At 36.0% G+C, this 26,690-nt stretch carries 17 protein-coding genes; 15 read left to right on the top strand and 2 right to left on the bottom strand.

All coding sequences use genetic code 11. From position 1 onward, the window contains the following. Positions 1–17: 17 nt before the first annotated feature. The 12 genes from JOD96_RS11735 to JOD96_RS11790 all read left to right on the top strand — a co-directional run bounded on the left by JOD96_RS11735 (position 18) and on the right by JOD96_RS11790 (position 22,553). Complete coding sequence (locus tag JOD96_RS11735; protein WP_209564457.1) at positions 18–983, top strand: glycoside hydrolase family 130 protein; 966 nt, start codon at positions 18–20, stop codon at positions 981–983. A 7-nt stretch (positions 984–990) separates the two neighbouring features. Further along, positions 991–2,058 carry a carbohydrate-binding family 9-like protein gene (locus tag JOD96_RS11740; protein ID WP_209564458.1) on the top strand — a complete coding sequence of 356 codons (1,068 nt, stop codon included), beginning with the start codon at positions 991–993 and terminating at the stop codon, positions 2,056–2,058. 10 nt (positions 2,059–2,068) lie between these two features. After that, complete coding sequence (locus JOD96_RS11745; RefSeq protein ID WP_209564459.1) at positions 2,069–3,148, top strand: putative glycoside hydrolase; 1,080 nt, start codon at positions 2,069–2,071, stop codon at positions 3,146–3,148. A gap of 35 nt (positions 3,149–3,183) precedes the next feature. Continuing rightward, positions 3,184–4,206, top strand: coding sequence for an isoaspartyl peptidase/L-asparaginase family protein (locus JOD96_RS11750; protein ID WP_209564460.1), 1,023 nt, complete (start codon positions 3,184–3,186; stop codon positions 4,204–4,206). Positions 4,207–4,438: 232 nt separating this feature from the next. Next, positions 4,439–7,585, top strand: a complete 3,147-nt coding sequence (locus JOD96_RS11755) for a glycoside hydrolase family 2 TIM barrel-domain containing protein (RefSeq protein WP_209564461.1) — start codon at positions 4,439–4,441, stop codon at positions 7,583–7,585. Between the two features lie 5 nt (positions 7,586–7,590). Beyond that, complete coding sequence (locus JOD96_RS11760) at positions 7,591–9,909, top strand: family 20 glycosylhydrolase (protein WP_209564462.1); 2,319 nt, start codon at positions 7,591–7,593, stop codon at positions 9,907–9,909. A 142-nt stretch (positions 9,910–10,051) separates the two neighbouring features. Continuing rightward, positions 10,052–11,536, top strand: coding sequence for an alpha-L-fucosidase (locus tag JOD96_RS11765; protein ID WP_209564463.1), 1,485 nt, complete (start codon positions 10,052–10,054; stop codon positions 11,534–11,536). 8 nt (positions 11,537–11,544) lie between these two features. After that, positions 11,545–13,785 (top strand): GH92 family glycosyl hydrolase, encoded by a 2,241-nt coding sequence (locus JOD96_RS11770; RefSeq protein ID WP_209564464.1) that lies wholly within the window; start codon positions 11,545–11,547, stop codon positions 13,783–13,785. 12 nt (positions 13,786–13,797) lie between these two features. Beyond that, positions 13,798–16,458, top strand: coding sequence for a glycoside hydrolase family 3 N-terminal domain-containing protein (locus tag JOD96_RS11775; RefSeq protein ID WP_209564465.1), 2,661 nt, complete (start codon positions 13,798–13,800; stop codon positions 16,456–16,458). 250 nt (positions 16,459–16,708) lie between these two features. Then, on the top strand, positions 16,709–19,804 hold the full coding sequence (locus JOD96_RS11780) for a SusC/RagA family TonB-linked outer membrane protein (protein ID WP_209564466.1): 3,096 nt from the start codon (positions 16,709–16,711) through the stop codon (positions 19,802–19,804). A 19-nt stretch (positions 19,805–19,823) separates the two neighbouring features. Next, positions 19,824–21,404 carry a SusD/RagB family nutrient-binding outer membrane lipoprotein gene (locus JOD96_RS11785; protein ID WP_209564467.1) on the top strand — a complete coding sequence of 527 codons (1,581 nt, stop codon included), beginning with the start codon at positions 19,824–19,826 and terminating at the stop codon, positions 21,402–21,404. 102 nt (positions 21,405–21,506) lie between these two features. After that, positions 21,507–22,553, top strand: coding sequence for a sialidase family protein (locus tag JOD96_RS11790; protein WP_209564468.1), 1,047 nt, complete (start codon positions 21,507–21,509; stop codon positions 22,551–22,553). A 58-nt stretch (positions 22,554–22,611) separates the two neighbouring features. Here the strand turns inward: JOD96_RS11790 and JOD96_RS11795 are convergent, their stop codons facing one another. Further along, positions 22,612–23,451, bottom strand: a complete 840-nt coding sequence (locus JOD96_RS11795) for an alpha/beta fold hydrolase (RefSeq protein WP_209564469.1) — start codon at positions 23,449–23,451, stop codon at positions 22,612–22,614. A gap of 327 nt (positions 23,452–23,778) precedes the next feature. On the opposite strand from JOD96_RS11795, the gene JOD96_RS11800 reads away from it, so the two are divergent. Further along, positions 23,779–24,363, top strand: a complete 585-nt coding sequence (locus JOD96_RS11800; protein ID WP_209564470.1) for a TetR/AcrR family transcriptional regulator — start codon at positions 23,779–23,781, stop codon at positions 24,361–24,363. 72 nt (positions 24,364–24,435) lie between these two features. Beyond that, the gene (locus JOD96_RS11805) at positions 24,436–25,491 is read left to right on the top strand and encodes an aldo/keto reductase (protein WP_209564471.1); all 1,056 of its coding nucleotides are present in this window, start codon (positions 24,436–24,438) and stop codon (positions 25,489–25,491) included. 97 nt (positions 25,492–25,588) lie between these two features. On the opposite strand, the gene JOD96_RS11810 is transcribed toward JOD96_RS11805, so the two are convergent. Next, positions 25,589–26,221 (bottom strand): NAD(P)H-dependent oxidoreductase, encoded by a 633-nt coding sequence (locus tag JOD96_RS11810; protein WP_209564472.1) that lies wholly within the window; start codon positions 26,219–26,221, stop codon positions 25,589–25,591. 110 nt (positions 26,222–26,331) lie between these two features. Here JOD96_RS11810 and JOD96_RS11815 point away from each other — a divergent pair, with 110 nt between their 5' ends. Then, positions 26,332–26,685, top strand: a complete 354-nt coding sequence (locus tag JOD96_RS11815) for a winged helix-turn-helix transcriptional regulator (protein ID WP_209564473.1) — start codon at positions 26,332–26,334, stop codon at positions 26,683–26,685. The last annotated feature ends 5 nt before the right edge of the window (positions 26,686–26,690 follow it).

Consider the following 26,690-nt stretch of genomic DNA (forward strand, 5'->3'; position numbering starts at 1 on the left):
TATAAAAAAACAGCAAAATGAGTAGTATTCCTTGGCAAGACAGACCAGAAAACAGCAATGATGTAATGTGGAGATATTCTGAAAATCCTATTATTGAGCGATATGCAATTCCTTCGTCTAATAGTATTTTTAACAGCGCAGTAGTGCCTTTCGGCGACGGATTTGCAGGTGTTTTCAGATGTGATAACAAAGCGGTACAAATGAATATTTTTGCCGGTTTCAGTAAAAACGGAATCGACTGGGATATTAATCACGAACCAATTGTGATGCAGTCCGGAAATACAGAGATGATCGAATCGGCTTATAAATATGATCCGCGTGTTGTTTTTATCGAAGATCGTTACTGGATTACATGGTGCAATGGTTACAACGGACCGACTATTGGGATTGGATATACGTTTGACTTCAAAGAATTTTTTCAATGTGAAAATGCCTTTTTACCATTTAACAGAAATGGAGTTTTGTTTCCACAAAAGATAAATGGAAAATATGCTATGTTAAGCCGTCCAAGTGATAACGGGCATACGCCTTTTGGAGATATCTGGATTAGCTATAGCCCGGACATGAAATATTGGGGAGAACACAGATTGGTAATGAAACCAAGCCCTTTTGAACAAAGTGCATGGCAATGTACCAAAGTAGGTGCAGGACCAATTCCTATTTTAACCAAAGAAGGATGGCTGATGATCTACCATGGCGTTATCAATACCTGCAACGGTTTTCGTTATGCAATGGGAGCAGCACTTCTGGATGAAAATGCCCCTGAAAATGTAAAGTACAGAACACAGCCTTACCTTTTAGGGCCTGCAGAAATTTATGAAATGGTTGGAGATGTACCAAACGTAGTATTTCCATGTGCAGCATTACACGATATCGAAGAAGATAAATTGGCCGTTTATTATGGAGCAGCAGATACAGTTGTTGCAATGGCATTTGGTAAATTAAGTGAGGTAATACAATTTACAAAAGATAATAGTTTATAAAAAAAGCATGCGTTTAAAATTAAAATGGTTATCAGTCGCTTTAGGATTTATTTCGATAATTGGGTTTTCTCAATCGAAAAAAACAATTACGCCTAAAACTTATGTGGCCGCAAAAACTCAGGAAACAATTGTTATTGACGGAGATGGTTCTGATGTTTCCTGGAACAAAGCAGATTGGACAGCTCTTTTTGAAGATATTGAAAATAACGAAAAACCAAAATATGGAACAAAGGTTAAAATGCTCTGGGATGATACCAATTTTTATATATTAGCAAAGCTTGATGAACCACATGTTTGGGCAAATTTAAAACAACGTGATACCATTATCTTTTACAACAATGATTTTGAAGTTTTCATTGACCCCGATAGCGACACTTTTAATTATTACGAATTAGAAATTAATGCATTAAATACAGCCTGGGATCTGTTTTTGTCAAAACCTTACAGAGAAAATGATAACGTTGTTCTAAATGACTGGAATATTCCGGGGCTCAAATCTGCTGTAAAAATTAAAGGAACGCTCAATAACCCAAACGATATTGATGAAGGTTGGGTATTAGAAATGGCAATTCCCTGGGCATCTTATAAAACCTCTTATTTTGATAAAAATGTGCCTGCAGACAAATTCTGGCGGGTAAATTTTTCGAGGGTAAACTGGCAGCACAGCATAACCGATAAAGGATATGAACGCAAGAAAGATGCAGCCGGAAAATTTTTGCCGGAATACAATTGGGTCTGGTCACCTATGGGAGTTATCAACATGCATGAACCCGAAAAATGGGGGTATGTTTATTTTTCTTCCAAAGAAGGAAAAGACAATTTTACAATTCCTCAGGAAGAAAAAGTAAAATGGGAACTGTACACACTTTACAGGGCACAAAAAGATTATTTTCAAAAAAATAATAAATGGGCTGTATCTTTAGCAAGCCTGAATAAAGAAACAATTAGTGTCGATTCTAAAGTCTTAAAACCAAAACTGGAGAATCATGCATCCGGTTTTAACATATCGGTAAAAAGCCCTTTTTCTGATAAAATATTTATTATCAGACAAGACGGCAAAATTATAACCAACTAAAAAAACAACCATGAAACTACCAAAACTATTCCTTTTTTTATTGGCACTGACTGTTGTCTCCTGTGCTAAAAAAGAAGAAACCACCTCTTTTAAATTTGGTGTCTGGATTACTGCAGACGCTAAAAGAGAAGACGCAGATTATGCAAAAGAATTCAAAAAATATAAAGAAGGCGGTATTGATGAGGTTTTAATCAATACACAAACAGATCCTAAACTTTTAAAAAGATTAGTGCCAATTGCAAAAAAAGAAGGATTAAAAGTGCATGCCTGGATTATGGCCATGAACCGTCCAAATGATTCACTTGCCCTACAACACCCGGATTGGTATCAGGTTAGTAAAGAAGGTAAATCTTGTTTTGACAACCGTCCTTATGTAGATTACTACCAATGGCTTTGTCCGACAAAAAAAGAATCAAGAGAACATGTTTTGGCTCTGGTAGAAGGTTTGGCAAAAGTAGAAGGAATAGAAAGTGTACACTTAGATTACATTCGTTTCCCGGATATCTTTTTACCAATCAGCTTGTTGCCAAAATATAATTTGGTTCAGGACACAGAATTACCTCAATTTGATTTTTGTTATTGTGATGCCTGCGTAAGCAAATTTGAAAAAGAACATCATAAAAACCCAAAAACAAGCCACAATACCTCAATTGATATGGAGTGGAAAAACTTCAGGCTAAACGCTATAAAAGCAGTAGTTGATGATGCTTATAAAATTGCCCACAAACACAATAAAAAACTAACAGCAGCAGTATTCCCTTATCCGGAAATGGCAGATCACATGGTGCGCCAGCGTTGGGATAAATGGAATATTGATGAGGTTTACCCAATGATTTACCATAGTTTTTATAATGAAGAAATTGACTGGGTTGGTTATGCTACAAAACAAGGCGTAAGTGATCTGGAAGAAAAAGCAATAAAAATTAATACAGGAATTTATATTCCAGGATTAAAATCTGATAAAGAACTGAAAGAAGCTATTTTGTATGCAAAAGATAATGGCGCAAAAGGAGTTTCCTTTTTTGACGGAAATGCATTGTCTGATAGTAATTTAAAAACTATCAAAGAAACAAAAGCCAGTTTAAAATAATATCTTTCGGGTAGATTAATTTAAAAGTAAAACAAATGTCAAATAGAAGAGATTTTATTAAAAAAACAACTTTAGGCACACTAGCTATAAGTTCAGTTTTGGGCTATAGCGGATTTGCAAAAAATACTGAAGAGGAAACAGAAGTAGAAAATCCGGTTAAAAAGCAAAAGAAACCTATCGTTATTTCGACATGGAATCATGGTTTACCTGCAAATCAAGAAACCTGGAAACAATTAAAAGCCGGAAAATCAGCCTTAGATGCGCTTGAAGCCGGTATGAAAATTCCTGAAGCAGATCCGAATGTCCGAAGTGTTGGTTATGGTGGATATCCGGATCGCGAAGGGAAAGTAACTCTTGATGCCTGTATTATGGACCATAACAGCAATTGTGGTTCAGTATGTTTCCTGCAAGGCATTATGCATCCTATTTCGGTAGCAAAAAGAGTATTACAAAACACTCCTCACGTAATGCTGGCCGGGCAGGGAGCGCTTCAGTTTGCATTATCAGAAGGGTTCAAAGAAGAAAACTTACTAACTCCGGAATCTGAAAAAGACTGGAAAAAATGGCTTGAAGATTCTAAATACAAGCCAGTCATTAATATAGAAAATCACGATACCATAAGTATGCTAATGTTGGATCAAGACGGCAACCTTTCGGGAGGGTGTACCACTAGTGGTGCTGCCTGGAAAATGCATGGTCGCGTCGGTGACTCCCCAATCATCGGCGCGGGTCTTTTTCTGGACAACGAGGTGGGTGCTGCGGCAGCAACCGGTTTAGGAGAAGCCGTAATCAGAACAGCAGGAAGCGCAATGGTAGTCGAATTAATGCGTCAGGGCAAATCGCCTTATGACGCCTGTAAAGAAATTACAGAACGTATTTATAACAAACATAAAAACCATAAAGACATGGAATACCTGCAAGTCGGATTTATCGCTTTGAATAAAAACGGTGAACATGCGGGGTACAGTCTAAGATCTGGTTTTAACTATGCCGTTTCTGATGATGAAAAAGGTCACAGGATGGAAGATGCAAAATTTAAAATGTCCTGGGATAAATAATTGCGATTGATGAATTAAAATCCATCCCTACAATATATTTTGAGCCTAAGCTCTTGGGTAAAGAGTTTCCTGTGGAACGGATTATTTTGTAGCAACGGATTTTAATCCGTTGAAAAATAAAAATTAAACACATAGAAACATAGATTTTTTTCTCTCATAAAAGATTAAATAAATGTCACATCATTTTTTTACTTTTAAAATCTATGTTCTATGTGTTAAAACAAAAACAAAAATGAAAAAAACAATATCCATATTAACCTTATTACTCACTGCAATAGTATCCGGACAATCACAGGAAAAAGTTCCGTACTGGCAAAACGAGAAAATTAATGAGGAGAACCGAGAACCAATGCACGCTTCTTATTTCGTTTATGAAAATGAAGCAGCCGCGACTCAAAATGACTATAGAAAATCTCAAAATTATCTGGATCTAAACGGAACCTGGAAATTTAAATACCTGACCACTCCAAATGATTTACCTGCGGGTTTTGAAAATACTACTTTTAATGATGCGTCGTGGGACAACTTCAAAATCCCTGCAAGCTGGGATGTAAACGGTTACGGATATCCGGTGTATGTAAATACAACTTATGACTTTGATTATCTAATGGCGCCAAATCCGCCATTTGTTCCAACAAATTATAATCCGACAGGAATTTACAGAAGAGAAATTACGGTAGATAAAAGCTGGGAAGGAAAAGATATATTTCTGCATATTGGCGCAGCAAAATCAAACCTTACTGTTTGGGTAAACGGAGTGTATGTTGGTTATGGCGAAGACGGAAAATTACCTTCTGAATTTAACCTGAATAAATACATCAAAGCAGGAAAAAACAGCATCGTTCTTAAAGTAATGAAATGGAATGACGGTTCGTATCTTGAATGTCAGGATATGTGGCGAATGAGCGGAATTACAAGAGATTCTTACCTCGTTGCAAGAAACAAAGTTCATTTAAAAGATTACGAAATCAGTCCTGATTTAGATGCGTCTTATGTAAACGGAACTTTGAAAATAACAACAGAATTTTCAGATTTAAATAAAAAAGACAGCTATACTTTTGAAGTTCAATTGAAAGATAACGGAAAAGTTATTGACTCTAAAAGCACCATTCTTTCAGCTGAAACTAAAAAAGCAGCCTTTGATTTTGTAGTAAATAATCCGAAGAAATGGAGCGCAGAAATTCCAAACCTCTATCAGGTAACTTTTCTTTTAAAAGACAAAAAAGGAGCGATTGTAGAAATTATCAATCAAGATGTTGGTTTTAGAAAGGTTGAAATTAAAGGTGGCCAGCTTTTAGTAAACGGAAAAGCGATTTATATAAAAGGAGTAAACCGTCATGAAACAGATCCCGTTACCGGACAAACGATCTCAAAAGAGCGTATGGAAGAAGATATTAAACTGATGAAACAATTTAATATCAATGCAGTGAGAATGTCGCATTATCCAAACGATGAATATATGTATGAGTTGTGTGATAAATATGGAATTTATGTAGTTGATGAAGCCAACATAGAATCGCACGGAATGGGTTATGATATTACCAAAACCCTTGGGAATAAACCAGACTGGGAATTGGCCCACATTCAGCGTATGCAGCGTATGGTTGAAAGAGATAAAAATCATACTTCTGTGATTATCTGGAGTATGGGTAACGAGGCAGGAAACGGATATAACTTTTACAGAGGTTATTTATGGATAAAAAATCGTGATAAATCAAGACCTATTCAGTACGAAAGAGCCACTGCCGGCGCTTGGGACGGAAAAGATTTAAAGTACGAATGGAATTCTGATATTATTGATCCGATGTACAGTTCTCCAAATAAAATGGAAGAATACATTTTGGCAAATCCGCATCCGGACCGTCCTTATATTCAATGCGAATATGCACATGCGATGGGGAATTCTATGGGGAATTTTAAGGATTATTGGGACGTTTACAGAAAGTATCCAAATTTTCAGGGCGGATTTATATGGGACATGATCGATCAATCTGTATATAAAACATTGCCGGACGGAACTAAAATTTTAGCCTATGGAGGTGATTTTGGACCAAAAGATGTAAGGAGCGATAACAATTTTGTTAACAATGGTGTATTTACTGTAGACAGAAAACCAAATCCGCATGCTTTTGAAGTTCGAAATGTATTGCAAAATATTCTGACTTCATGGGATAATGCTCCAACAGCAACTATCAAAGTTTATAATGAATTTTCATTTAAGGACTTAAGCAATGTTGGTTTGCGATGGACATTAATTTTAGACGGTAAAGAAGATGCCAAAGGAACTATTGAAAATTTAGATATTAACCCGAATCAGTCTAAAACCTATACACTTCCGGTAAATTTAGAAGGAAAAGAATTTAAAGAAGCTTTTATAAATATTTCGTATTTCCTTAAACAGGAAGAGCCATTTTTGCCAAAAGGTTTTGAAATTGCAACAGAACAGCTGGCACTAAAAGGAACCTGGAAAAATGACATTAAAATTAATGGCGGATCAAAAATTACGGTTTTAAAAAATGTAAATAATACTGTTTTTAAAAGTGATAAAACAGAAATTGTTTTCGATAAAAAAACAGGATTTATAAGTTCTTATACTTTCGAAAATCATCCGATTATAAAAGAAGGGTATCAATTACGCCCTAATTTCTGGAGAGCACCAAATGACAATGATTTTGGAGCTAATTTGCAGAATTATCTTGTAGCCTGGAAACAAGCAACAGAAAACCCAACATTGGTTAGCTGGACCCATTCGGTTACCAAAGACAATAAAGTTTTGGTAAAAGCAACTTATGACTTGCCACAGGTTTCAGCAAAACTGGAACTAAATTATGAAATCAACAGCAATGGACAGCTCAATGTAAAAGAACAATTGAATATTGATAAAACCAAAGAAGTAGTAATGCTGCCAAGATTTGGTATGGAAATTATTGTTCCAAAAGATTTTAGTAATGTATCGTATTATGGAAGAGGACCTTTCGAAAATTATATCGACAGAAATTACAGCGCAAAAGTAGGTCTTTATAATCAAACCGTTTCTGAGCAGTACTATCCCTACATTCGTCCGCAGGAAACCGGAAATAAAACAGATGTGCGATGGGTAGAATTATCAGGAGATAAGTTAAAACTAACTGTAAAATCAGATGAGTTATTGTCTTTCACAGCTTTGCATTTTCTAAATGAAGATTTAGACGACGGAACAAAGAAAGACCAGCGACACGCCGCAGAACTGAAAGAAAGAGATTTAACCAGTTTAAAAATTGATTGGAAACAAATGGGTGTGGGAGGTATAGACAGCTGGCAGGCATGGCCAATGGAAAAATATCTTTTGAGAGAAAAAAGTTATCAGTATCAATTTAACATTACACCATCTTTAAAATAATTAATATGCAGGTATTAAAAACATTTTGTGTTATAATCTTTCTAACTGCTTTTAGTTCAGGTTATAGTCAAAAAATATATACAGAAAAAGACATTCAGATTGTTCCAAAACCAGCTCAGGTTTTGATAAAAACGGGTGTGTTTCAGTTTTCTAAAGACACTAAGTTTGTTGCCAATGGCGATTTTCAGAAAGATGCCGCAACAGCTTTAATCAGCAAATTTGAAACCGCTGCAGGATGGCGCCCTCAGATTACGGCGAGTGCTCCGGTGGCAAATTTTATTCAGTTTAAGTTAGATCAGAACTTAAAAAACGAAGCTTATATTTTAGATGTAAATCAAAAAAGCATAACCATTACTGCCAAAGGAAACGCAGGTTTTATTTATGGATTGGAAAGTATCAGACAATTACTTCCGGAAGCTATTGAAAGCAAATATGTAGTGAGTAGTGCAAAATGGGAAATCCCAAATGTTACCATTACAGACGAGCCTCGTTTTAAATGGAGAGGTTTTATGATGGATTTGTCACGCCACTTCTTTGATAAAAATTATATAATAGCGACCATAGACCGCTTGGCAATGCACAAAATGAATGTTTTGCATTTGCATCTGGTTGACGATCAGGGATGGAGAATTGAAATTAAAAGATACCCAAAACTTACCGAAGTAGGTGCATGGAGAGTGGATCAGGAAAACACAAGCTGGAATGCCAGACTGACTACAAATCCGGACGAAAAAGGAACTTACGGAGGATTTTTAACCCAGGAAGAGTTAAAAGAAATCGTAAAATATGCTGCAGCCAAAAACATAGAAGTTATCCCCGAAATAGAAATGCCGGCACACGTAAGCAGTGCAATCGCTTCTTACCCGGAACTGGCTTGTTTTGACCAGCGCATTGGTGTGCCATCGGGAGGATTATGGCCCATTACAGATATTTATTGTGCAGGAAAAGAAACCACGTTTGAGTTTCTGCAAAATGTATTAGATGAAGTAATGACCATTTTTCCTTCAAAATATATTCATATCGGAGGCGATGAAGCGACTAAAACAAACTGGGCAAAATGTCCACATTGTCAAAAAAGAATCAAAGACGAACATTTAAAAGATGTTGGAGAATTACAAAGCTATTTTGTAAAAAGAATTGAGAAATACGTTAATTCAAAAGGAAAGAAAATAATCGGATGGGACGAAATTCTCGAAGGCGGTGTTAATCCTTCGGCTACCATAATGAGCTGGAGAGGAGAAAAAATCGGTGCCGAAGCTGCAGATAAAGGTCATGATGTGATTATGACTCCGGAATCTCCTTGTTATTTAAACTTTTATCAGGGACCTCAGAATGAAGAACCATTAGCTTTTGATGCTTATAATCCGCTGAATAAAGTGTATGAATTTGATCCTGTTGGAGCAATGACACCCGCGCAGGCATCACATGTTTTAGGAGGACAAGGCAATTTATGGGCAGAGCATATAGCAGGACCAAAAGATTCTGAATACATGCTTTTTCCAAGACTGGCCGCATTGTCAGAAACTTTATGGAGCACTAAAGAAAGCCGCAACTGGAATGATTTTACAACGAGATTAACCTCACTGTTAAAACGTTATGATTATCTGGGAATCAATTATGCAAAAAGTGCTTATTTGGTAACGGCTGTTTCTAATGCCGATTTGGCAAAAAAGCAAATCAACGTAACATTGAAGAATGAATTTCCAAATCCGGATATACGTTATGTGATCGGTGACAAAACGATCGATCATCATGCAATCAAATATGTAAGTCCGATTGAGTTTAAAGAAACAACGGTATTCAAAGCTTCCTTATTTCAAAATGATAAACCAGTCGGAAAAACTTTTACAGATACCATTATATTTCACAAAGCGGTAGCTCAAAAAGTAAGTTACCTGACGCCATATAATCAAAGTTATAAAGGAGATGGCCCTTTTTGTATGGTAAATACAATTAGAGGATCTAAAAACTTTCATGACGGACAATGGCAGGCATGGCTGGTAAATGATATGGAACTTGTAGTAGATCTTGGAAAAGTAGACAGTATAGAACAAGTAATCCTTGGAACTTTAGAAAGCCAGGGTGCAGGAGTTAATTTCCCGACAGAAGTTAGAGTGTTTATTTCTAATGATGGATACAAATATTTACAAGTTGGTAAAATAGTACGTCCGTATGCTGTTAACCCGATTCCTGAATTGAAAGATTTTAAAATCAATTTCCAAAAACAGAATGCCAGATTTGTAAAAGTGATCGCAACAAATTTAAAGAAAAGCCCGAAGGGAGAAAGTTCCTGGATATTTGTTGATGAGGTTTTGGTGAATTAAGGTATTTAGTGTGATTTTATAAAGAATAATATCCTGTATTTTGGGAAAACAAATGCAGAGAAGCTTTGTCAAAGTTTTAAACTTTGACAAAGCTTGATACCAACAAAAACAAAGAATGATAAACATAATAAATAGAGTAAAGATGAAAAAAGGAATATTCATAATCGCGATATTATTTTCGGTTCAAATGTTTTCACAAGCCATTTACGAAGATGAGAGATATGTTCCGGAAAAAGACCCGTTGGTTTTAAAAAATTTAGAAGAGTGGCAAGGCAAAAAATTTGGTTTGCTAATGCACTGGGGAACTTACAGCCAATGGGGAATTGTTGAGTCTTGGTCTATTTGTCCTGAAGATTACGGATGGTGCGAGCGTAAAAAGGGAAGTAACCCTGCGAGTTATAATGATTATGTAAGAGATTATGAAGGCCTTAAAAAGACTTTTAATCCTGTAAAATTTGACCCTGCAAAATGGGCAAAAGCTGCCAAATATGCAGGAATGAAATACATGGTTTTTACCACAAAACACCATGACGGTTTTAATATGTACGATACCAAATATTCTGATTATAAAGTAACAGATAAGGATTGTCCATTTAATACAAATCCAAAAGCAGATATTTTAAAAGAAGTTTTTAATGCCTTTAGAGCAGAAAATATTTCAACAGGAGCGTATTTTTCTAAACCGGACTGGCATAATGAAAATTACTGGGATCCTTACTTTCCTCCATTCGACAGAAACGTAAATTACGATCCGGCTCTTTATCCTGAAAAATGGCAGAAATATGTTGATTTTACGCACAACCAAATTCTAGAGATCCTTAGCAACTACGGTAAAGTTGATATTTTATGGTTAGACGGTGGCTGGGTTCGTAAAAGAGACCAGCAAAACATCAAAGAAAATTACGACGAAAAGTTTGCTGAAAACGAAGCCAAAAACGGTTTTATAAAACACAGAGTAGTTGATCAGGATCCAAAAATGGACGAATTGGTTGCAAAAGCACGTCAAAAACAACCGGGATTAATTGTTGTGGACAGAGCTGTGCATGGTATTAACCAAAACTATTTAACACCAGAGGGTCGCGTGCCAGCCAAAACATTGCCTTACCCTTGGGAATCTTGTATCACTTCGGGAGGTGGATGGTCTTATACTCCTGATGCTAAATATTTAACAGGAAGACAAGGTATTCATATGCTTATTGATATCGTTGCAAAAGGCGGAAATTTATTATTGAATGTTGCTCCAAGTCCTGAAGGAGAATGGCAGCAAGGTGCTTATGATTTATTAAATGCTTATGGAGACTGGATGAAAGTAAACAGTTCTGCTATTTATGAAACAAAACCAATTGAACCTTTCAAAGAAGACAACATTTGTCTGACACAAAACAAAGCCGGAAATGTTTTTGCATTCTATCTGGCAAAAGAAGGAGAAGATAAGATTCCTGCAGAAGTTGTGGTAAAATCAATCAATCCTAAAAAAGGAACAAAAATCACGATGTTGGGTTCTAAAACTTCATTAAAATGGACAAAAGAAGCACAAGGATTTAAAGTGGTGATTCCGGAAAGTTTAAGAAACAATTTACCTTGTAAAGAAGCCTGGACTTTAAAAATCGAAGCTATTAACAGATAAAAATTATTATGGTTTTAAGTAAAAGGATAACAATTCAGACAGCATGTTTTTTTTTCATGCTGTTTTCTGGTATTACTGTTTTTGCACAACAACCGGCAGATTTTGTAAATCCGTTTATTGGCACTTCAAATTACGGAGCTGCTTTTCCGGGTCCGATAGCGCCACGAGGAATGGCAAGTATAAGTCCGTTTAATGTTGCAGGAAAACAAAATAAATTAGAAAAAGACAGTCAGTGGCTGTCTAATCCTTATGTAAATGAAAATACTTTCCTGACCGGATTTAGTCAGGTAAATTTAAGCGGAGTAGGATGCCCAGAATTGGGGGTGTTATTAGTAATGCCGACAACAGGAGCTGTAGAAATCAATCATCTCACTTACGGCTCCACCTACTCAAGCGAAATTGCAAAAGCAGCTTACTACAGTGTAAACATTGACAAGTACAAAATCAAAGCAGAATTTACAGCCTCAAAAAGAGTTGGAGTAAGCAAATTTACTTTCCCTAAAGGAGAATCTAATGTGTTGTTGAATCTTGGTTTAGGTTTAACAAACGAAGAAGGTGCAATGGTAAAAGTAGTGTCTCCGACAGAAATTGAAGGAATGCGTTCTGTAGGTTCGTTTTGTTATAATAGTCCCGAAGATGCTTATCCGGTTTATTTTGTAGCAAAATTTTCTAAACCCGCACACAAGTTTGGCGTTTGGAAAAAACCGTCAAAATATGAAGGTACAGAAGCGCAGTGGATGACTTATAACGGAAAAGCACGAATGATGGATAATACCATCAAAACGGTTGTAGGTGACAGTATCGGAACTTATTTCTCTTATAAATTTGACAAGCAGGAAACGGTAGAAGTCAAAATTGGTATTTCATATGTAAGCATTGCAAACGCACGCGAAAACTTAGAAAAAGAAACCGGGAACAAATCGTTTGATGCGGTTTATAAAGAAACCTATAACGAATGGAACGAAGAACTTTCTAAGATTTTGGTCGAAGGAGGATCAGAAGATGATAAAACGATTTTTTATACCGCCTTGTATCATACTTTGATTCATCCTAACACTTTGAATGATATTAATGGAGAATATCCTGTTATAAAAAGAAGCAAGATTGCTAAAACGGATGGCACTCGTTATACTACATTTTCTTTGTGGGACACCTATCGCAACATGCATCCGTTAACCTCTTTAGTTTATCCAAAGCAACAATCTGATATGATAAAAAGCATGTTAGAAATGTATGATGAAAACGGCTGGCTGCCAAAATGGGAATTAAATTCGACAGAAACATTTACAATGGTAGGAGATCCGGCAAGTATCGTTATAGTCGATGCCTGTTTAAAAGGAATACAGGACTTTGATATTTACAAAGCCTACCATGCCATGTTAAAAGGTGCTGATCAAATCGAAAAAAATCCATTACGTCCCGGGCTTAAGGAATATATTGAAAAAGGCTATTTATCGACTAATTATCGTGGTCCTGTTTCTACAACTCAGGAATATAATACATCAGATTATGCGATTTCACTTTTAGCGAAAGCTTTAGGAGAAAAAGATGATTATAAGCGTTTTACAAAACGTTCCTTATCATACCGAAAATTATATGATAAGGATTTAAAATTACTTAGGCCAAGAACTGCTAACGGAAAATGGTATGAACCTTTTGATCCCGAATCCGGAGCAAATTTTGAAGAAAATGTTGGTTTTATAGAAGGAAATGCATGGCAATATGTTTTTATGGTACCACATGACATGAAAGGACTTATAAAATTAATGGGCGGTGAAAAGGCGTTTAGCAACCAGCTGCAAAAAGTATTTGATATCAAACAATTTGATATGGCAAACGAACCCGATATTGCTTATCCTTATTTATTTAATTACATAAAAGGAGAAGAATGGAAAAGCCAGGAACTGGTAAAAAAACTCGTAAAAGAGTATTTCCAGAATAAACCAAAAGGTTTACCCGGAAATGACGATACCGGAACCATGTCTGCCTGGTTAGTCTATTCTATGATGGGCATTTACCCGATTTCTCCGGGAGATCCGGTTTATACAATTACGACACCCATGTTTGATAAAGTAACAATCAAATTAGACCCAAAATATTATAAAAAAGAAAATATTGTAATTGAAAGAGAAATCAATACTGATGGAAAAATCAAAACAATAGAATTAAACGGAAAAACACTTAACAGCTTTTTTATTTCCCATGAAGATTTTGTGAATGGAAATACGCTAAAAGTGATTCAAAATTAAACTCTCACAACTATGCTACAACTAAAAATCAAAAAAACAGCCATTATTTTTGTAATGGCTGTAGGTTTTTTTAACCAAATCCAAGCGCAAAAAAAATACCCGTACCAGGATCCAAAATTACCTGTTGAAGACAGGGTAAAAGACTTGTTAAGCAAAATGAGCCTGGAGGAAAAAGTACGCCAGATGGATATGTACAAAGGAGAATATTTTAAAGAAAAAGAAGATTTCTCTAAGACAAAATCGGCATTGAAAATCGGAAACTTAGGAATTGGAGCCATTCATGACATTTATCCGCGTTCGGCAAAAATGATCAATGATCTGCAGACAAATGTTATAAAAGGAAATAAATGGGGAATTCCTGCACTTATTATGTGTGAGATGCTTCACGGTTATCTGGATGACGGAAGTACAGCTTTCCCAATGAACATTGGCCTTGGGGCAACCTGGGATACAGAAGTTATTGGCAAAGTCGGGCAGGTAATCGCTAAAGAAGCCAGAGCACACGGAGTACATTTTGGTTTGGGACCTAATTTGGATCTTGGCCGTGAACCACGTTGGGGAAGGGTTGCAGAAACTTTTGGTGAAGATGCTTATCTGAACAGTGAAATTGGCCTGGCATTTATAAAAGGAATGCAAGGAACCGATTTAACCTCTGACCAGTCAATAATTGCAGAACCAAAACACTTTGCCGTGCACGGTATTCCGCAGGCAGGAGGAAATTCTTCTCCGATTTTGGTAGGAGAGCGTTCGGCACGTGAAGACCATTTGCCTTCATTTCAAAAAGCATTTATGAAAGGCGGTGCTTTGGGTACAATGTGTGCTTATTCTGAGTTGGACGGAATTCCATGTGCTGCCAACCAATGGTTATTGACAGATGTTTTGAGAAAAGAATGGGGTTTTAAAGGGATTGTAGTTTCAGACTTAGGCGCAATAAAATACCTTCAAACCACACATAATGTTACAGATTCTCCAAAAGAAAGTATCAGAGAAGCAATTACTGCAGGAGTTGATATGCAGTTTTATGATTTTACAAACGAGTTCTGGCAAAAAACAGTTATCGAACTTGTGAATGAAAAGAAATTAGCAATGGCCGATATCGACCGTGCTGCTGGAGGCGTTTTGCGTCTGAAATTTTTATTGGGATTATTTGAAAACCCTTATACGGCAAGCAACTTAATCAAAGATCGTTTTCATACCAAAGAAAATCAGGACATAGCTTTAGAAGCAGGTCTTAAATCTATGGTTTTATTAAAAAACGAAAATAATACACTGCCTTTAAATAAAGATGTTAAAACCGTTGCTGTTATTGGCCCAAATGCAAATGCTTCCAGATTAGGAGGATATTCGGTTCATAATAAAGTAGGAACAACAGTTTTGGAAGGTGTAAAACAAGTTGTTGGAAAAAACACGAATGTACTTTATGAAGAAGGAGTTCCATTGATTGTGATGGGGCAAGTTATTCCGTCAAAATATTTATTTACTCCGGATGAAGCTCAAAACGGTCTGAAAGCAGAATATTTTAATAACAGAAATGTAGAAGGAACTCCGGCGTTGACCCGTATTGACAATCAGTTAGAGTTTGACTGGCCATGGTCGCCAGGTGTTGGCGTTAATGATGATGATTTTTCTATTCGTTGGACAGGTTTTATAAAATCCGACAAAGCTTTTGATGGCTGGTTAGGTTTAAGTTCTGATGACGGAATCAGAATGTGGATTGACGATCAGCTGGTAATTGACAACTGGTCAAAAGGTGCAACCAGCATAGTAACAACTCCAAAAAATATCGAAGCCGGTAAAAAATACAAAGTCCGCATTGAGATGTGGGAAGGAGGCTGGGGAGCGAGAGCGCACTTACGCTGGAATTTAGAAAGAGTAAATTTACAGCCTGCCGTAGACGCTGCTAAAAAAGCAGATGTTGCGATTGTGGTTTTAGGAGAATCTAATGAATTGGTAGAAGAAAACAGAGATGTTGCAAGTTTGGATTTGCACGGAATGCAGCAGGAATTGATAGAAGCGATCCAGAAAACAGGAACTCCTGTGGTTTGTGTATTGTTAAACGGTCGTCCGCTTTCTATAAACTGGATAAACGACAATATTCCTGCAATCGTAGAAGGCTGGTTTCCCGGAGAAGCAGGAGGAAAGGCTGTAGCCGATGTTTTATTCGGAAATTATAATCCGGGCGGAAAACTGCCGATCACATTTCCTAAATCTGTTGGGCAGCTGCCTATATATTATAACCAAAAACCATCTGCTATACACAGATATGTGAGCGAAAGCGAAAACCCGCTTTATACTTTTGGTTATGGGCTAAGCTACACCACTTTTGAATACTCAAATTTTAAATTAAGTAATACGTATATTAAAAGTAATGGCGAAATAAAAGCAACTGTTGATGTAAAAAACACCGGAAATTATGATGGAGACGAAGTAGTTCAATTATATATCAATGATGTATATAGCAGCGTAACAACTCCGGAGAAAACATTAAAAGGTTTCAAAAGAATATTCCTTAAAAAAGGAGAAACAAAACAAGTAGAATTTGTTTTGACCGCAGAAGAATTAAGCCTTTGGAACAGAGAAATGAAGAATGTAGTAGAAGCCGGTGATTTTCAGGTTATGATTGGAGGGAACTCTTCTAATTTGCAAAAACAAAGTTTTAAAGTCATTAATTAGTTGTTTATCGAAAAACAAGATATTTATGTTTTTAAGTATTTTGTATAGAATACGGTTAAAAAAGCCGTAAAACGTTTGGATTAATAACATGTTGAAGTTAAAAAAGGTAAGGATTTTAAGTCGGAAAAAAATGGCGTTTTTAATAAATGTAGAACGTACACCTTTTCAAAATTGTCATTTGTCGAAATAATGATTTAGTTAACAACTCCTTCAGTAAATTTAACATGTTATTAACTCAAAAAACAACTATATGATTAAAGATGTACTAAAATTACTGTTTGTAATTTGCCTGTTCGGATTTCAAAATCTACAAGCACAAACAACAGTAAAAGGAACGATCACAGATGCCACCAGCGGAATTCCGATCCCGGGAGCAAATGTTGTCGTAAAAGGGACAAAGACTAGTGTATCAACAGATTTTGATGGTAAGTACAGTATTAATGTTCCGAGTCAATCTTCAGTTTTGGTATTCTCTTATGTAGGATCCGGAACAAAAGAGTTTCCGGTAGGAACACAAACTACCCTTAATGTGTCATTAGGTGCAGACACACACCAGTTAGGAGAGGTAGTTGTAACGGCTCTTGGTATCAAGAGAGAGAAAAAAGCCGTTACCTATTCTGCTCAGAACATTGCTGTAGATGAGCTTTCAGAAGCAAGATCTTTAAACGTTGCCAACTCACTTTCGGGTAAGGTTGCAGGTCTTAACTACTCTACAACATCAAATGGTGTAGGTTCGTCTTCAAGAATTACATTAAGAGGAAACAGATCGCTAAATGGTAACAACCAGCCATTATATGTAGTAGATGGTGTGCCAATCAGTAATGGTACAGGTGCAGGAAATTCTGATATTGATACAGGAGGAACTACGCAGCCAGACGGTATCTCAAACATTAACCCTGAAGATATTGCTTCGATGACTGTTCTTAAAGGGCCATCTGCAGCAGCACTTTACGGAAACAGAGCGAGTAATGGTGTTATCATTATTACTACAAAATCTGGAAAAGCCGGTAAAACGTCAGTTTCATTATCGTCAAACTTCATGGCTTCTACAGCTTATGATTTAACAAATTTCCAAAACGAATATGGTCAGGGAGACGGAGGAGTTTATAATCCTATTTCTGTTTCGAGCTGGGGAGGAAAATTAGACGGACGTCAGGTTTCTGCATGGCAGTTAGCTACTAATCCTAATTATGCAGGTCCGGCTACTACAAGTTATAGCCCTCAGCCAAACAACGTTATAGACTTTTACAAAACAGGATATAACCTGGCTAATACATTGTCTATCACTACAGGAAACGAAAAAGCACAAGGATATTTTTCTTATACAAATACTCGTGCAGAAGGTATTGTTCAGGGAAATGCTTTAGACAGACACAATCTTAACTTAAGATTGACAAGTAAGCTTTCTGATAAATTATCATTAGATGTAAAAACAAATTATATTATTCAGAAAATTGATAACCTGCTAAGAACAGGTGAAGAGTCAATTGGTACTTCAGCTTATTTATTACCTCGTAGTATTAAATTTAATGAATACAAAGATTTTGAATATACTGATGCTGCAGGACAATTGCAACAAAACTATTTTATAGACGAAGCTGGTTCTCCAGGAGGAAATCCATACTGGTCTGCTTTGCGTAATGATTCACGTGATGATAAAAGAAACAGATTTATAGGACTTGCCTCTCTTAAATATGATTTTACAAATACGATTAGCTTACAGGTAAGAACAGGTTTAGACCAAATGAATAATGAAACTTTTAGAAACAGATACGCAACTAAGGCATTTAACAATAACTTAGGTCAGTACAGTGAGTTTTACGAAACAGTAAGAGAATTCAATACAGACGCTTTACTTTCTTATAAAGAAACATTTGGAGATTTTACAGTTGGTCTTAATGCAGGTGCCAACATGTTGAAACAATCAAGTTCTTCTTTAACATCAGGCGGAGTTTTAAGTAAAAGAAACTATTTTTCTTTGATCAACGTAGCTACAGTTCAGTCTACATCTGCAATGTCAGAAAAACAAGTTAATTCAGTATATGGATTTTCTCAAATTGGTTTCAGAAATTACCTTTTCCTTGATATAACTGCCAGAAACGATTGGTCTTCTGCTTTGCCATCACAAAACAGATCTTTCTTCTATCCTTCTGCAGGACTTTCAGCAGTAATCTCTGATATGGTTACTTTACCGGAAGTTATAAGTTTTGCAAAAGTTAGAGCTTCTTATGCTAAGGTAGGTAATGATACAGATCCTTATCAGACAAGTTCTCAATTATCATACATAGGTGGTAATGGAGGTATGTTATATTCTCAGACTACAGCTGCAAACCCGAACCTAAAACCAGAGATGTCTAGTTCTACAGAGATTGGGGCAGATGTTAGATTCTTTAAAAACCGTTTAGGATTAGATTTTACTTATTTCCAGACAAAAACATCAGATCAGATTTTCTACATCAACACGCCTGAATCTTCTTCTAAATCAAGAGCAGTATTAAACGGAGGTGATATTGAAAATAAAGGTATAGAGCTTACGCTTACTGCTACACCTATCCAGACAGAAAATTTCTCTTGGGATATCTTAGCAAACTACGCTTCTTATAAATCAAAAATTACTTCTATCTACGATAACAGAGAAGAATTGGTTATTGGTGAAGGAAGGTTAGTAAGAAGTAAAGTGGTAAAAGGAGGAGAGTACGGAGATTTATACATTAAAGGATTCAGAAGAAATCTTAATGGAGAAATTATTGTAAATTCGGCTGGTATACCTTTGGCAACAGATGATTTTAGTGTTCGTGCAGGTAACTTTAACCCGGACTGGACAGCAGGTTTCAAAAATAGTTTCAGATATAGAGATTTTTCATTAAGTTTCCTTGTTGATTTTAGAATCGGTGGAGAAGTTATTTCTTACTCACAAGCGAGAGAAGCAGGTTTAGGAGTAAGTGATGTTACTCTTGCAGGAAGAGAAGGCGGAATTGTTGTTCCCGGAGTTATAGATAACGGAAACGGAACTTATTCGCCAAACACTACAAGCATTACAGCAGAACAATACTGGACAGCAATTGGACAAAGAACTCCGGTAGCAGAACCATTTATTTATGATGCAACAAACATCAGATTAAGAGAACTTGTTTTTGGTTATTCATTACCAAAACGTATGTTGCAGAATACAGGATTTGCCAGTATTGACTTTTCATTAGTGGGCAGAAACTTATTTTTCTTCTTAAACGAAGCAAAATACTTTGATCCGGAAGCAGGTGCAGGTACAGGAAACTTACAAGGTATCGAGTCTTTCAATATTCCTTCTACAAGAGAATATGGTGTGAATGTGAAGTTTGGATTTTAATTAAAAAAAAGAAGATATTATGAAAAATAATTTTAAAATTAAAACATTGGGAGTTGCTATGTCAATGCTCGCTGTTTTTTCAAGCTGTACACAAGATTTTGACGAAATAAACACGAATAAAAATACACTAACAGAAGATCAGTTAGATCAGACTCTTGCAGGTCCTGCGTTTGCCTCGGCATTATATGCAGGGATCCACAATGGTTCTTACTCATCACCAGTTGATGATCAGGGAACATGGGGTATTGCAACAGGTATTTTGCCTTCGACTTTTACACATTATCTTAGCTGTGGATACGGTACAGAAAGAAATGCATTTGTAAATGGTTATGAAGGACGTGGATGGTTGAGATTTTATACAGTTGCCGTACCGGCATTAAACAATGCGATCAAAGCATCTCAGGGAAATGCTGATGCATTGGCAGTATTAAAAATCTGGAAAGTATTTATGTACAATCAAATGGTAGATTGTTATGGTCCAATTCCTTATACAGAAGCTGGAAATAACAAAGAAAAAGTACCTTACGATAGTGTTGAATCTATCTACGCAGATTTCTTTAAATTATTAGATGAGGCAAACGCTACACTAAACGCTACTTCTGCAACTACAGTTGGAACACTTCAGCCAAATGACAGAGTTTATTCTGGAAATGTACAAAGCTGGAAGAGATTCGGAAACAGTATGAGATTGCGTTTAGCATTAAGAATTTCTGATATAGATCCTGCAAAAGCAAAAACTCAGGCAGAAACTGCAGTTGCAGCTGGTGTTATCGAAACTAATGAGCAAAGTGCTACTTTTAAAGTTAGTAATATCACACCAAACAATTTAAATATGATTGTAAATTCCTGGGGTTATTACATGACTGCTTCTATGGAAAGTCTTCTTGTAGGATATAATGATCCAAGATTAGCTAAATGGTTTTCTCCAATTGATACAGGTGTTTACCAAGGACGTCCGGTAGGAGGTTTGCAAGGTCAGTTTGGAACTACAAAATTCTCTATGTTTAATAATGACGTACTAGGAAGCGGTGCAGCCGGAAACCTTAGTGAATCTAAAAACATCGAAATCTTCATGGCTTCTGAAAACTATTTAAGCAGAGCTGAAGGTGCTTTGAATGGATGGAATATGAACGGAACTGCAAAAGGTTTATATGAGCAGGGAATCACATTATCATTAAAACAATGGGGTGCAACAGATGCTCAGGTTGCAGCTTATATTGCTGGAACTTCTACACCAACTGTTCCAAACGTTGCAGCAGCTTATCCAACTTTAGGTTTAAGTGATGTTCCTGTAACTCTTCCTGTAGCCTGGGATGCTTCTGTAGCAAACCAACGTACACAAATTGCAGTTCAGAAATATTTAGCTATTTTCCCTGAATCCTGGGAAGCCTGGGCTGATTTAAGAAGAAGTGATGCAAAAGTAATTTATGCTCCTATCAATACAGACAACAATGAGCCTGGAGTGGGTAAAAGTTTAATGAAACGTGTTATTTATGTGACCAACGAATATTCTTCAAACAACGAAGCTGTTCAGGATGCTATCACAAAATTAAAAGGCCCTGATTCTGGAGGAACAAGAATTTGGTGGGATACAAAATAATTAATTTGGTAAGTAAAGATTTAAGGGATCCATTACTTATAACGGCAAAAGGAGAGGTAACTCTCCTTTTGTTATTTTACTAAATAGGAAAATAAAGCAATAATGATAAAATTTAATCATGCCGTAATTGTATTTTCTACGCTGTTTTTTTCATTTAACTCTACAGCACAAAAAAAAATAAAAGCAGTAAACATCACGCAGCGTTATATTGCGCAGGAACCAATTACCACAAACAGTCATGCAGCAACACTTGCAGAAGTAAAACCAAACCAGATTATGGCAGCGTGGTTTGGCGGAAAATATGAAGGAGCAAAAGATGTCGGAATTTATTTTTCAACCTACAAAGATAAATCATGGTCTGCACCTCAGAGCCTTATAAAACCTGCAGTAATTCAAGGCGATACTTTGCCATGCTGGAACCCGGTTTTATTTAAAAGCAAAAGTCAGTCATTGTATTTGTTTTATAAAGTCGGAAAAAATCCAAGAGAATGGTTTGGTGCCATGATAATCTCAAAAGATAACGGAGAAACCTGGAGTGCACCCAAATATCTTCCCAAAGGAATTTTGGGCCCAATCAGGAATAAACCGGTTGAGGTAACTCCTGGTGTTATTTTATGCGGAAGCAGCACAGAAAGTGTAGAAAATAACAATTGGAGAGCACATGTAGAAATGTATACAGAAGCAACTGGTCAATGGAAAAAAATACCGGTTGAAGACAAAAAACAATTCGATGTTATCCAGCCTGCATTTTTGCTTCATACTAATGCAATACAGATGTTATTGAGAAGCAAACATAACAAACTAGTGTCAAGCTGGTCAAAAGATAACGGAAAAACATGGCAGCGTACTGACACTATCAACGTAGTGAACTCAAACTCCGGAATCGACGCACTGACTTTATCCAAAAAATCATTTTTATTAGTGAATAACCCTTTGCCCCAAGGAAAAGACTGGTTTAACGGACGTAATATTTTGGATGTTGAATACTCAAATGATGGACTGAAATGGAAAAAACTTTTTGACCTCGAAAATCAACCAGAAGGAGAATTCAGCTATCCCGCTATTATCCAGACTTCAGACAAAAAAGTCCACGTCTTATATACCTACAACAGAAAATACATCAAACATGTCACTTTTGATGTGAATTAAAAGAAAATGAGGAAGTTAACTTCCTCATTTTTTTATTCTTTTTAATTCCTGCTGTTTGCTAGTGCGTATATTTTACAAAATTGATAATATATTTTGAAGTCATTTCCGGATATTGATGCTGAGGGGCATGACCAGTTTCAGAATAAACGATCATTTGAGTATTTACCATCTCATTTACAATCGCGTACCAGTTTTCTACCGCAAAACTTACATCATGATCCCCTGATATAATCAGGATCGGAATTTTTGTTTTTTTGATCTGCTCCCTAAAGTTCAGTATATCTTCCTTAAAAGCATCTCCTCCGGCAAAATAAACCTGAAAAGCCTCCATTGTAGAAGGTATTTTTTTTACATCAATTTTCTTGTGTATCCTGTCATGCGAAGCCTTTGCAGCAGCCAGGCTTATTTGTGATTTGGGCTCAAAAAACAAAACAACTTCATCATCAAAATCATTTATTGGTTTTAAGGCCGCATCCAGAAAAACCTGCTCAAAAGGAACTTCATTTTTCCCCGGCGGATTTGTCCCTATTAATATAGAATGGCTTACCAGATTGGGATATAATAAGGTTACAGCCTGCGCGACCAGTCCGCCATAAGACCAGCCCAAAACTATAATAGTGTTCAGTTTTAAGGTATCGGCCAAATCTTTTACATCCTTGGCAACAATGGCAATATCAGGTGCCATATTGCCTGTAGAAGAGCCAATTCCTGAATAATCAAAAGTGATAACATTAAATTTTTTGGCCATCATTTTTATAAACAAAGGGTCCCAGGTATCCAGAGTTCCTCTAAAACGATTTACAAAAATGATTGGTTTTCCTTTGCCATAAGAGCGATACGCAATTTTTCGATCTCCTGCGTCGGCAAAACTGGTCTCTGTGTCGTAAAATTTTTTCATAATTATAATTTAAAGATTAGGCATTGTTAGGTTTTGCAAAACAGTTTTAAATTATGGGGAAAGTGATAATTTCGAGAGACTCAAAATTTAACAGGTTAAATGTAGTAAAATTATTTTTCACTCTAATATTAACTAATTGTTATACAGTATTTTGTATCCGTGCCTTGGTTTTGTTTAATGCCGATGTTCATTGGCTTTAAGCCTTGGCTGTTTTTTGTTTAGGCTTATAATACAGCTAGTTACGATTGTTAATTTTGTGTTAAAATTAATTTGAATTGTGTACCAATCAGTACAATATTATATCTTTGTCCTGTAAAAGTAATTAAAATGGCAGGAAGACCTAAAATATTCGATGAACAGACTGTAATTGCAAAGGCAGCAAATATCTTTTGGGAAAAAGGATATGAAGCTTCCTCTTCTGAAGAATTACTAAAAGCAATGGGAATTGGTAAAGGAAGTTTTTATCTTTTTTTTAAAGGTGGTAAAAAAGAACTATATGAGAAGTCGCTTCAATATTTTGCCAATAACTTACTGGTAACTATTCAGAAAGAAATTGACAAAAGCGATGATACTATACAATACTTAAAAGATTTGTTTCTGTCAATTGCAGATTCATCAAACATCCTTAAAGCAAAAGGATGCTTTATGGGCAATTCATTGGTAGAAATGGCTGCAAAAGATGAATACACAAGAAAATTAGTAAGTAAATTATTAAAAGATCTTGAAGTTATATTCACAGCAACCATTCAAAAAGCAAAAGATCAGAATAAGCTAAAAACAAATTTAAGCGCAGCATTATTAGGGAATCATTTACTTAATTTATGGAACGGCCTAAATGTTACACGCAGAATGTATCAGGAAGATCAGACACTAAAAGAGCTTATAAATTTAAACTTGGAAATATTAAAATAAAATTTTTTTATCAAATTTTGTACTGATTGGTACATAATTAAAAACTAATTAAATAATTTAAAAACAGAAAAAATGAAATACAAAATTTTTGGTCAAAAATCAGGATTAAGAGTATCTGAATTGGCATTAGGAACAGGAAATTTCGGAACAAGATGGGGGCATGGTTCTGACGCAGCAACATCAAAACAGGTTTTTGAAACTTATATAAATGCAGGAGGAAATTTTATTGATACAGCAGATGGTTACCAGCTTGGTGAGTCAGAAGAATTACTTGGAGGATTTATAAAAGGCAAAAGACAGGATTTAGTACTTTCTTCAAAATTTTCTACCGGCGGAAAAACATTATTAACGACAGGAAACAGCCGAAAAAATATAATTCATTCTGTAGAAGCGAGCCTAAAAAGATTAAATACTGATTACATCGATTTATACTGGGCACACATTTCAGACGGTCAGACGCCTATTGAAGAAATGATGAGAGCTTTGGATGATTTAGTTCGTTCAGGTAAAATTTTATACACTGGTTTTTCTAATTATCCGGCCTGGCGAATTGCCAACGCAAGCTTATTGGCAGATTTGCGCGGTTGGGCTCCTGTGGTTGGAATTCAGACAGAATATAACTTAATAGAAAGAACTGCCGACAGAGAATTATTGCCAATGGCAGAAGCTTTAGGTCTTGGTGTTGCTTTTTGGTCACCATTGGCAGGCGGTACACTTACAGGTAAATACCGTGCACCAATTCAGGATTCTAATTCAAGACAACAGGCGTGGGGCGGTGCTTTACTAAAAGGGGAAACAAGCGACAGAGAAACAAAAATTATAGACACACTTGAAGAAATTGCAAAAGAGAATGATGCTAAAATATTAGAAATCTCATTGGCATGGCTGCGTCAGAAAAATGACAAAAATGCTTTATCTGCCATAACTATTTTGGGACCAAGAAATGAGCAACAGCTTCTGGACAACTTAAGCTCATTAAACGTAACACTTTCAGACGAACAAATAAACCGTTTAAATGAGGCAAGCAAAATTGTTTTAGGATCTCCGTATGAAATTATAGAATCTTCTCAAAACAGTATTTTTGGTGCAGGTTCAGATTTGGTTGAAACAAAACATACTGTCAGATAATTATTTATATTTTTTTGTAAATAATAAATAATGCCTTTGAAAATAGTTTTGTTTAGCTATTTCAAAGGCATTATTATTAAATGAAGAAAACTATTTCTTACTTGATTTCTGTTACAAATTCACTTTGAGGAGTTCTTACCTTTTTCAGATTAACCAGCCAGTCGTTTGCTTCGTCTCTGTAACCAAGAGTAAGGATAACAGCACTTTTAAGACCAAGTTCATTCAAACCTAATAATTTATCTACTTCAGCAGGAATAAACCCTTCCATAGGTGTTGCATCTACTTTTTGCTCAGCAGCGGCAACCATTGCGATACCAAACGAAATATAAGCTTGTTTTGCTGCATGAATTGCGTGCCATTCCTGACCTAGAGGTTCGTACATTCCCCATAATCTTTGTTTGTATTCATCCATTGCATTTTCCGGCAAACCTCTTTCGGCAATTGTTCTGTCAAAAACAGCTGAAATTTTTTCTAATGAATAACCATCCCAGGATGCGAAAACCAATACGTGAGAGGCATCTGTAATCTGGCTTTGGTCGAAAGCAACTGCTCTTATTTTTTCTTTTAAGTCCTGATTTGTAACTACAAAAATCTGGTATGGTTGTAATCCTGATGAAGATGGGGCCAATTTTGCCGCTTCAAGGATATAATCGATTTTTTCTTGCGGAACTACTTGTCCGTTCATTTTTTTGGTAGCATAACGCCACTTTAGTTCGTCTATAAGAGCCATATTTTTTTAGATTAAATGTAAATATTTGTCAAAAGTAAAAACTTTAAGTTTATTTTTGTCATATGATTACCAAAAGTAACTGTGACATTTGGGTAACTAACTAACATATTATGATAAAAGAACCGAAACACGATCAGCATAAATGCAATAAACACATAATGGCAGTGCACGATGCCATGGATATTTTAAATGGCCGATGGAAGATTTCTATTATCGCTTCGTTATGCTTCAATACGTTGCGGTTCACAGACCTGTTAAGAGAAGTAGAGGGAATTTCAGGAAAAATGCTAAGCAGGGAACTTAAGAATCTTGAAGAAAACCAATTGGTAACCCGAACAGTTTTGAATACGCAACCGATCACAGTAGAATATAAATTGACAGAGTATGGCCATACTTTAAAAGAAGTTATCGATTCTTTGGCAAACTGGGGCCATAAGCACAGAAAGAAAATAACCGGAAAATAATAATT

Source organism: Flavobacterium sp. 1355 (genome assembly GCF_017833415.1).
Lineage (GTDB): Bacteria > Bacteroidota > Bacteroidia > Flavobacteriales > Flavobacteriaceae > Flavobacterium.

Excerpts from the sequence above, each read along its gene's own strand:
- JOD96_RS11785 (WP_209564467.1), top strand. The coding sequence starts at position 19,824 with ATGAAAAATAATTTTAAAATTAAAACATTGGGAGTTGCTATGTCAATG.
- JOD96_RS11760 (WP_209564462.1), top strand. The coding sequence starts at position 7,591 with ATGCAGGTATTAAAAACATTTTGTGTTATAATCTTTCTAACTGCTTTT.
- JOD96_RS11765 (WP_209564463.1), top strand. The coding sequence starts at position 10,052 with ATGAAAAAAGGAATATTCATAATCGCGATATTATTTTCGGTTCAAATG.
- JOD96_RS11735 (WP_209564457.1), top strand. The coding sequence starts at position 18 with ATGAGTAGTATTCCTTGGCAAGACAGACCAGAAAACAGCAATGATGTA.
- JOD96_RS11745 (WP_209564459.1), top strand. The coding sequence starts at position 2,069 with ATGAAACTACCAAAACTATTCCTTTTTTTATTGGCACTGACTGTTGTC.
- JOD96_RS11810 (WP_209564472.1), bottom strand. The coding sequence starts at position 26,221 with ATGGCTCTTATAGACGAACTAAAGTGGCGTTATGCTACCAAAAAAATG.
- JOD96_RS11790 (WP_209564468.1), top strand. The coding sequence starts at position 21,507 with ATGATAAAATTTAATCATGCCGTAATTGTATTTTCTACGCTGTTTTTT.
- JOD96_RS11780 (WP_209564466.1), top strand. The coding sequence starts at position 16,709 with ATGATTAAAGATGTACTAAAATTACTGTTTGTAATTTGCCTGTTCGGA.
- JOD96_RS11770 (WP_209564464.1), top strand. The coding sequence starts at position 11,545 with ATGGTTTTAAGTAAAAGGATAACAATTCAGACAGCATGTTTTTTTTTC.
- JOD96_RS11755 (WP_209564461.1), top strand. The coding sequence starts at position 4,439 with ATGAAAAAAACAATATCCATATTAACCTTATTACTCACTGCAATAGTA.
- JOD96_RS11740 (WP_209564458.1), top strand. The coding sequence starts at position 991 with ATGCGTTTAAAATTAAAATGGTTATCAGTCGCTTTAGGATTTATTTCG.
- JOD96_RS11800 (WP_209564470.1), top strand. The coding sequence starts at position 23,779 with ATGGCAGGAAGACCTAAAATATTCGATGAACAGACTGTAATTGCAAAG.
- JOD96_RS11805 (WP_209564471.1), top strand. The coding sequence starts at position 24,436 with ATGAAATACAAAATTTTTGGTCAAAAATCAGGATTAAGAGTATCTGAA.
- JOD96_RS11775 (WP_209564465.1), top strand. The coding sequence starts at position 13,798 with ATGCTACAACTAAAAATCAAAAAAACAGCCATTATTTTTGTAATGGCT.
- JOD96_RS11815 (WP_209564473.1), top strand. The coding sequence starts at position 26,332 with ATGATAAAAGAACCGAAACACGATCAGCATAAATGCAATAAACACATA.
- JOD96_RS11795 (WP_209564469.1), bottom strand. The coding sequence starts at position 23,451 with ATGAAAAAATTTTACGACACAGAGACCAGTTTTGCCGACGCAGGAGAT.
- JOD96_RS11750 (WP_209564460.1), top strand. The coding sequence starts at position 3,184 with ATGTCAAATAGAAGAGATTTTATTAAAAAAACAACTTTAGGCACACTA.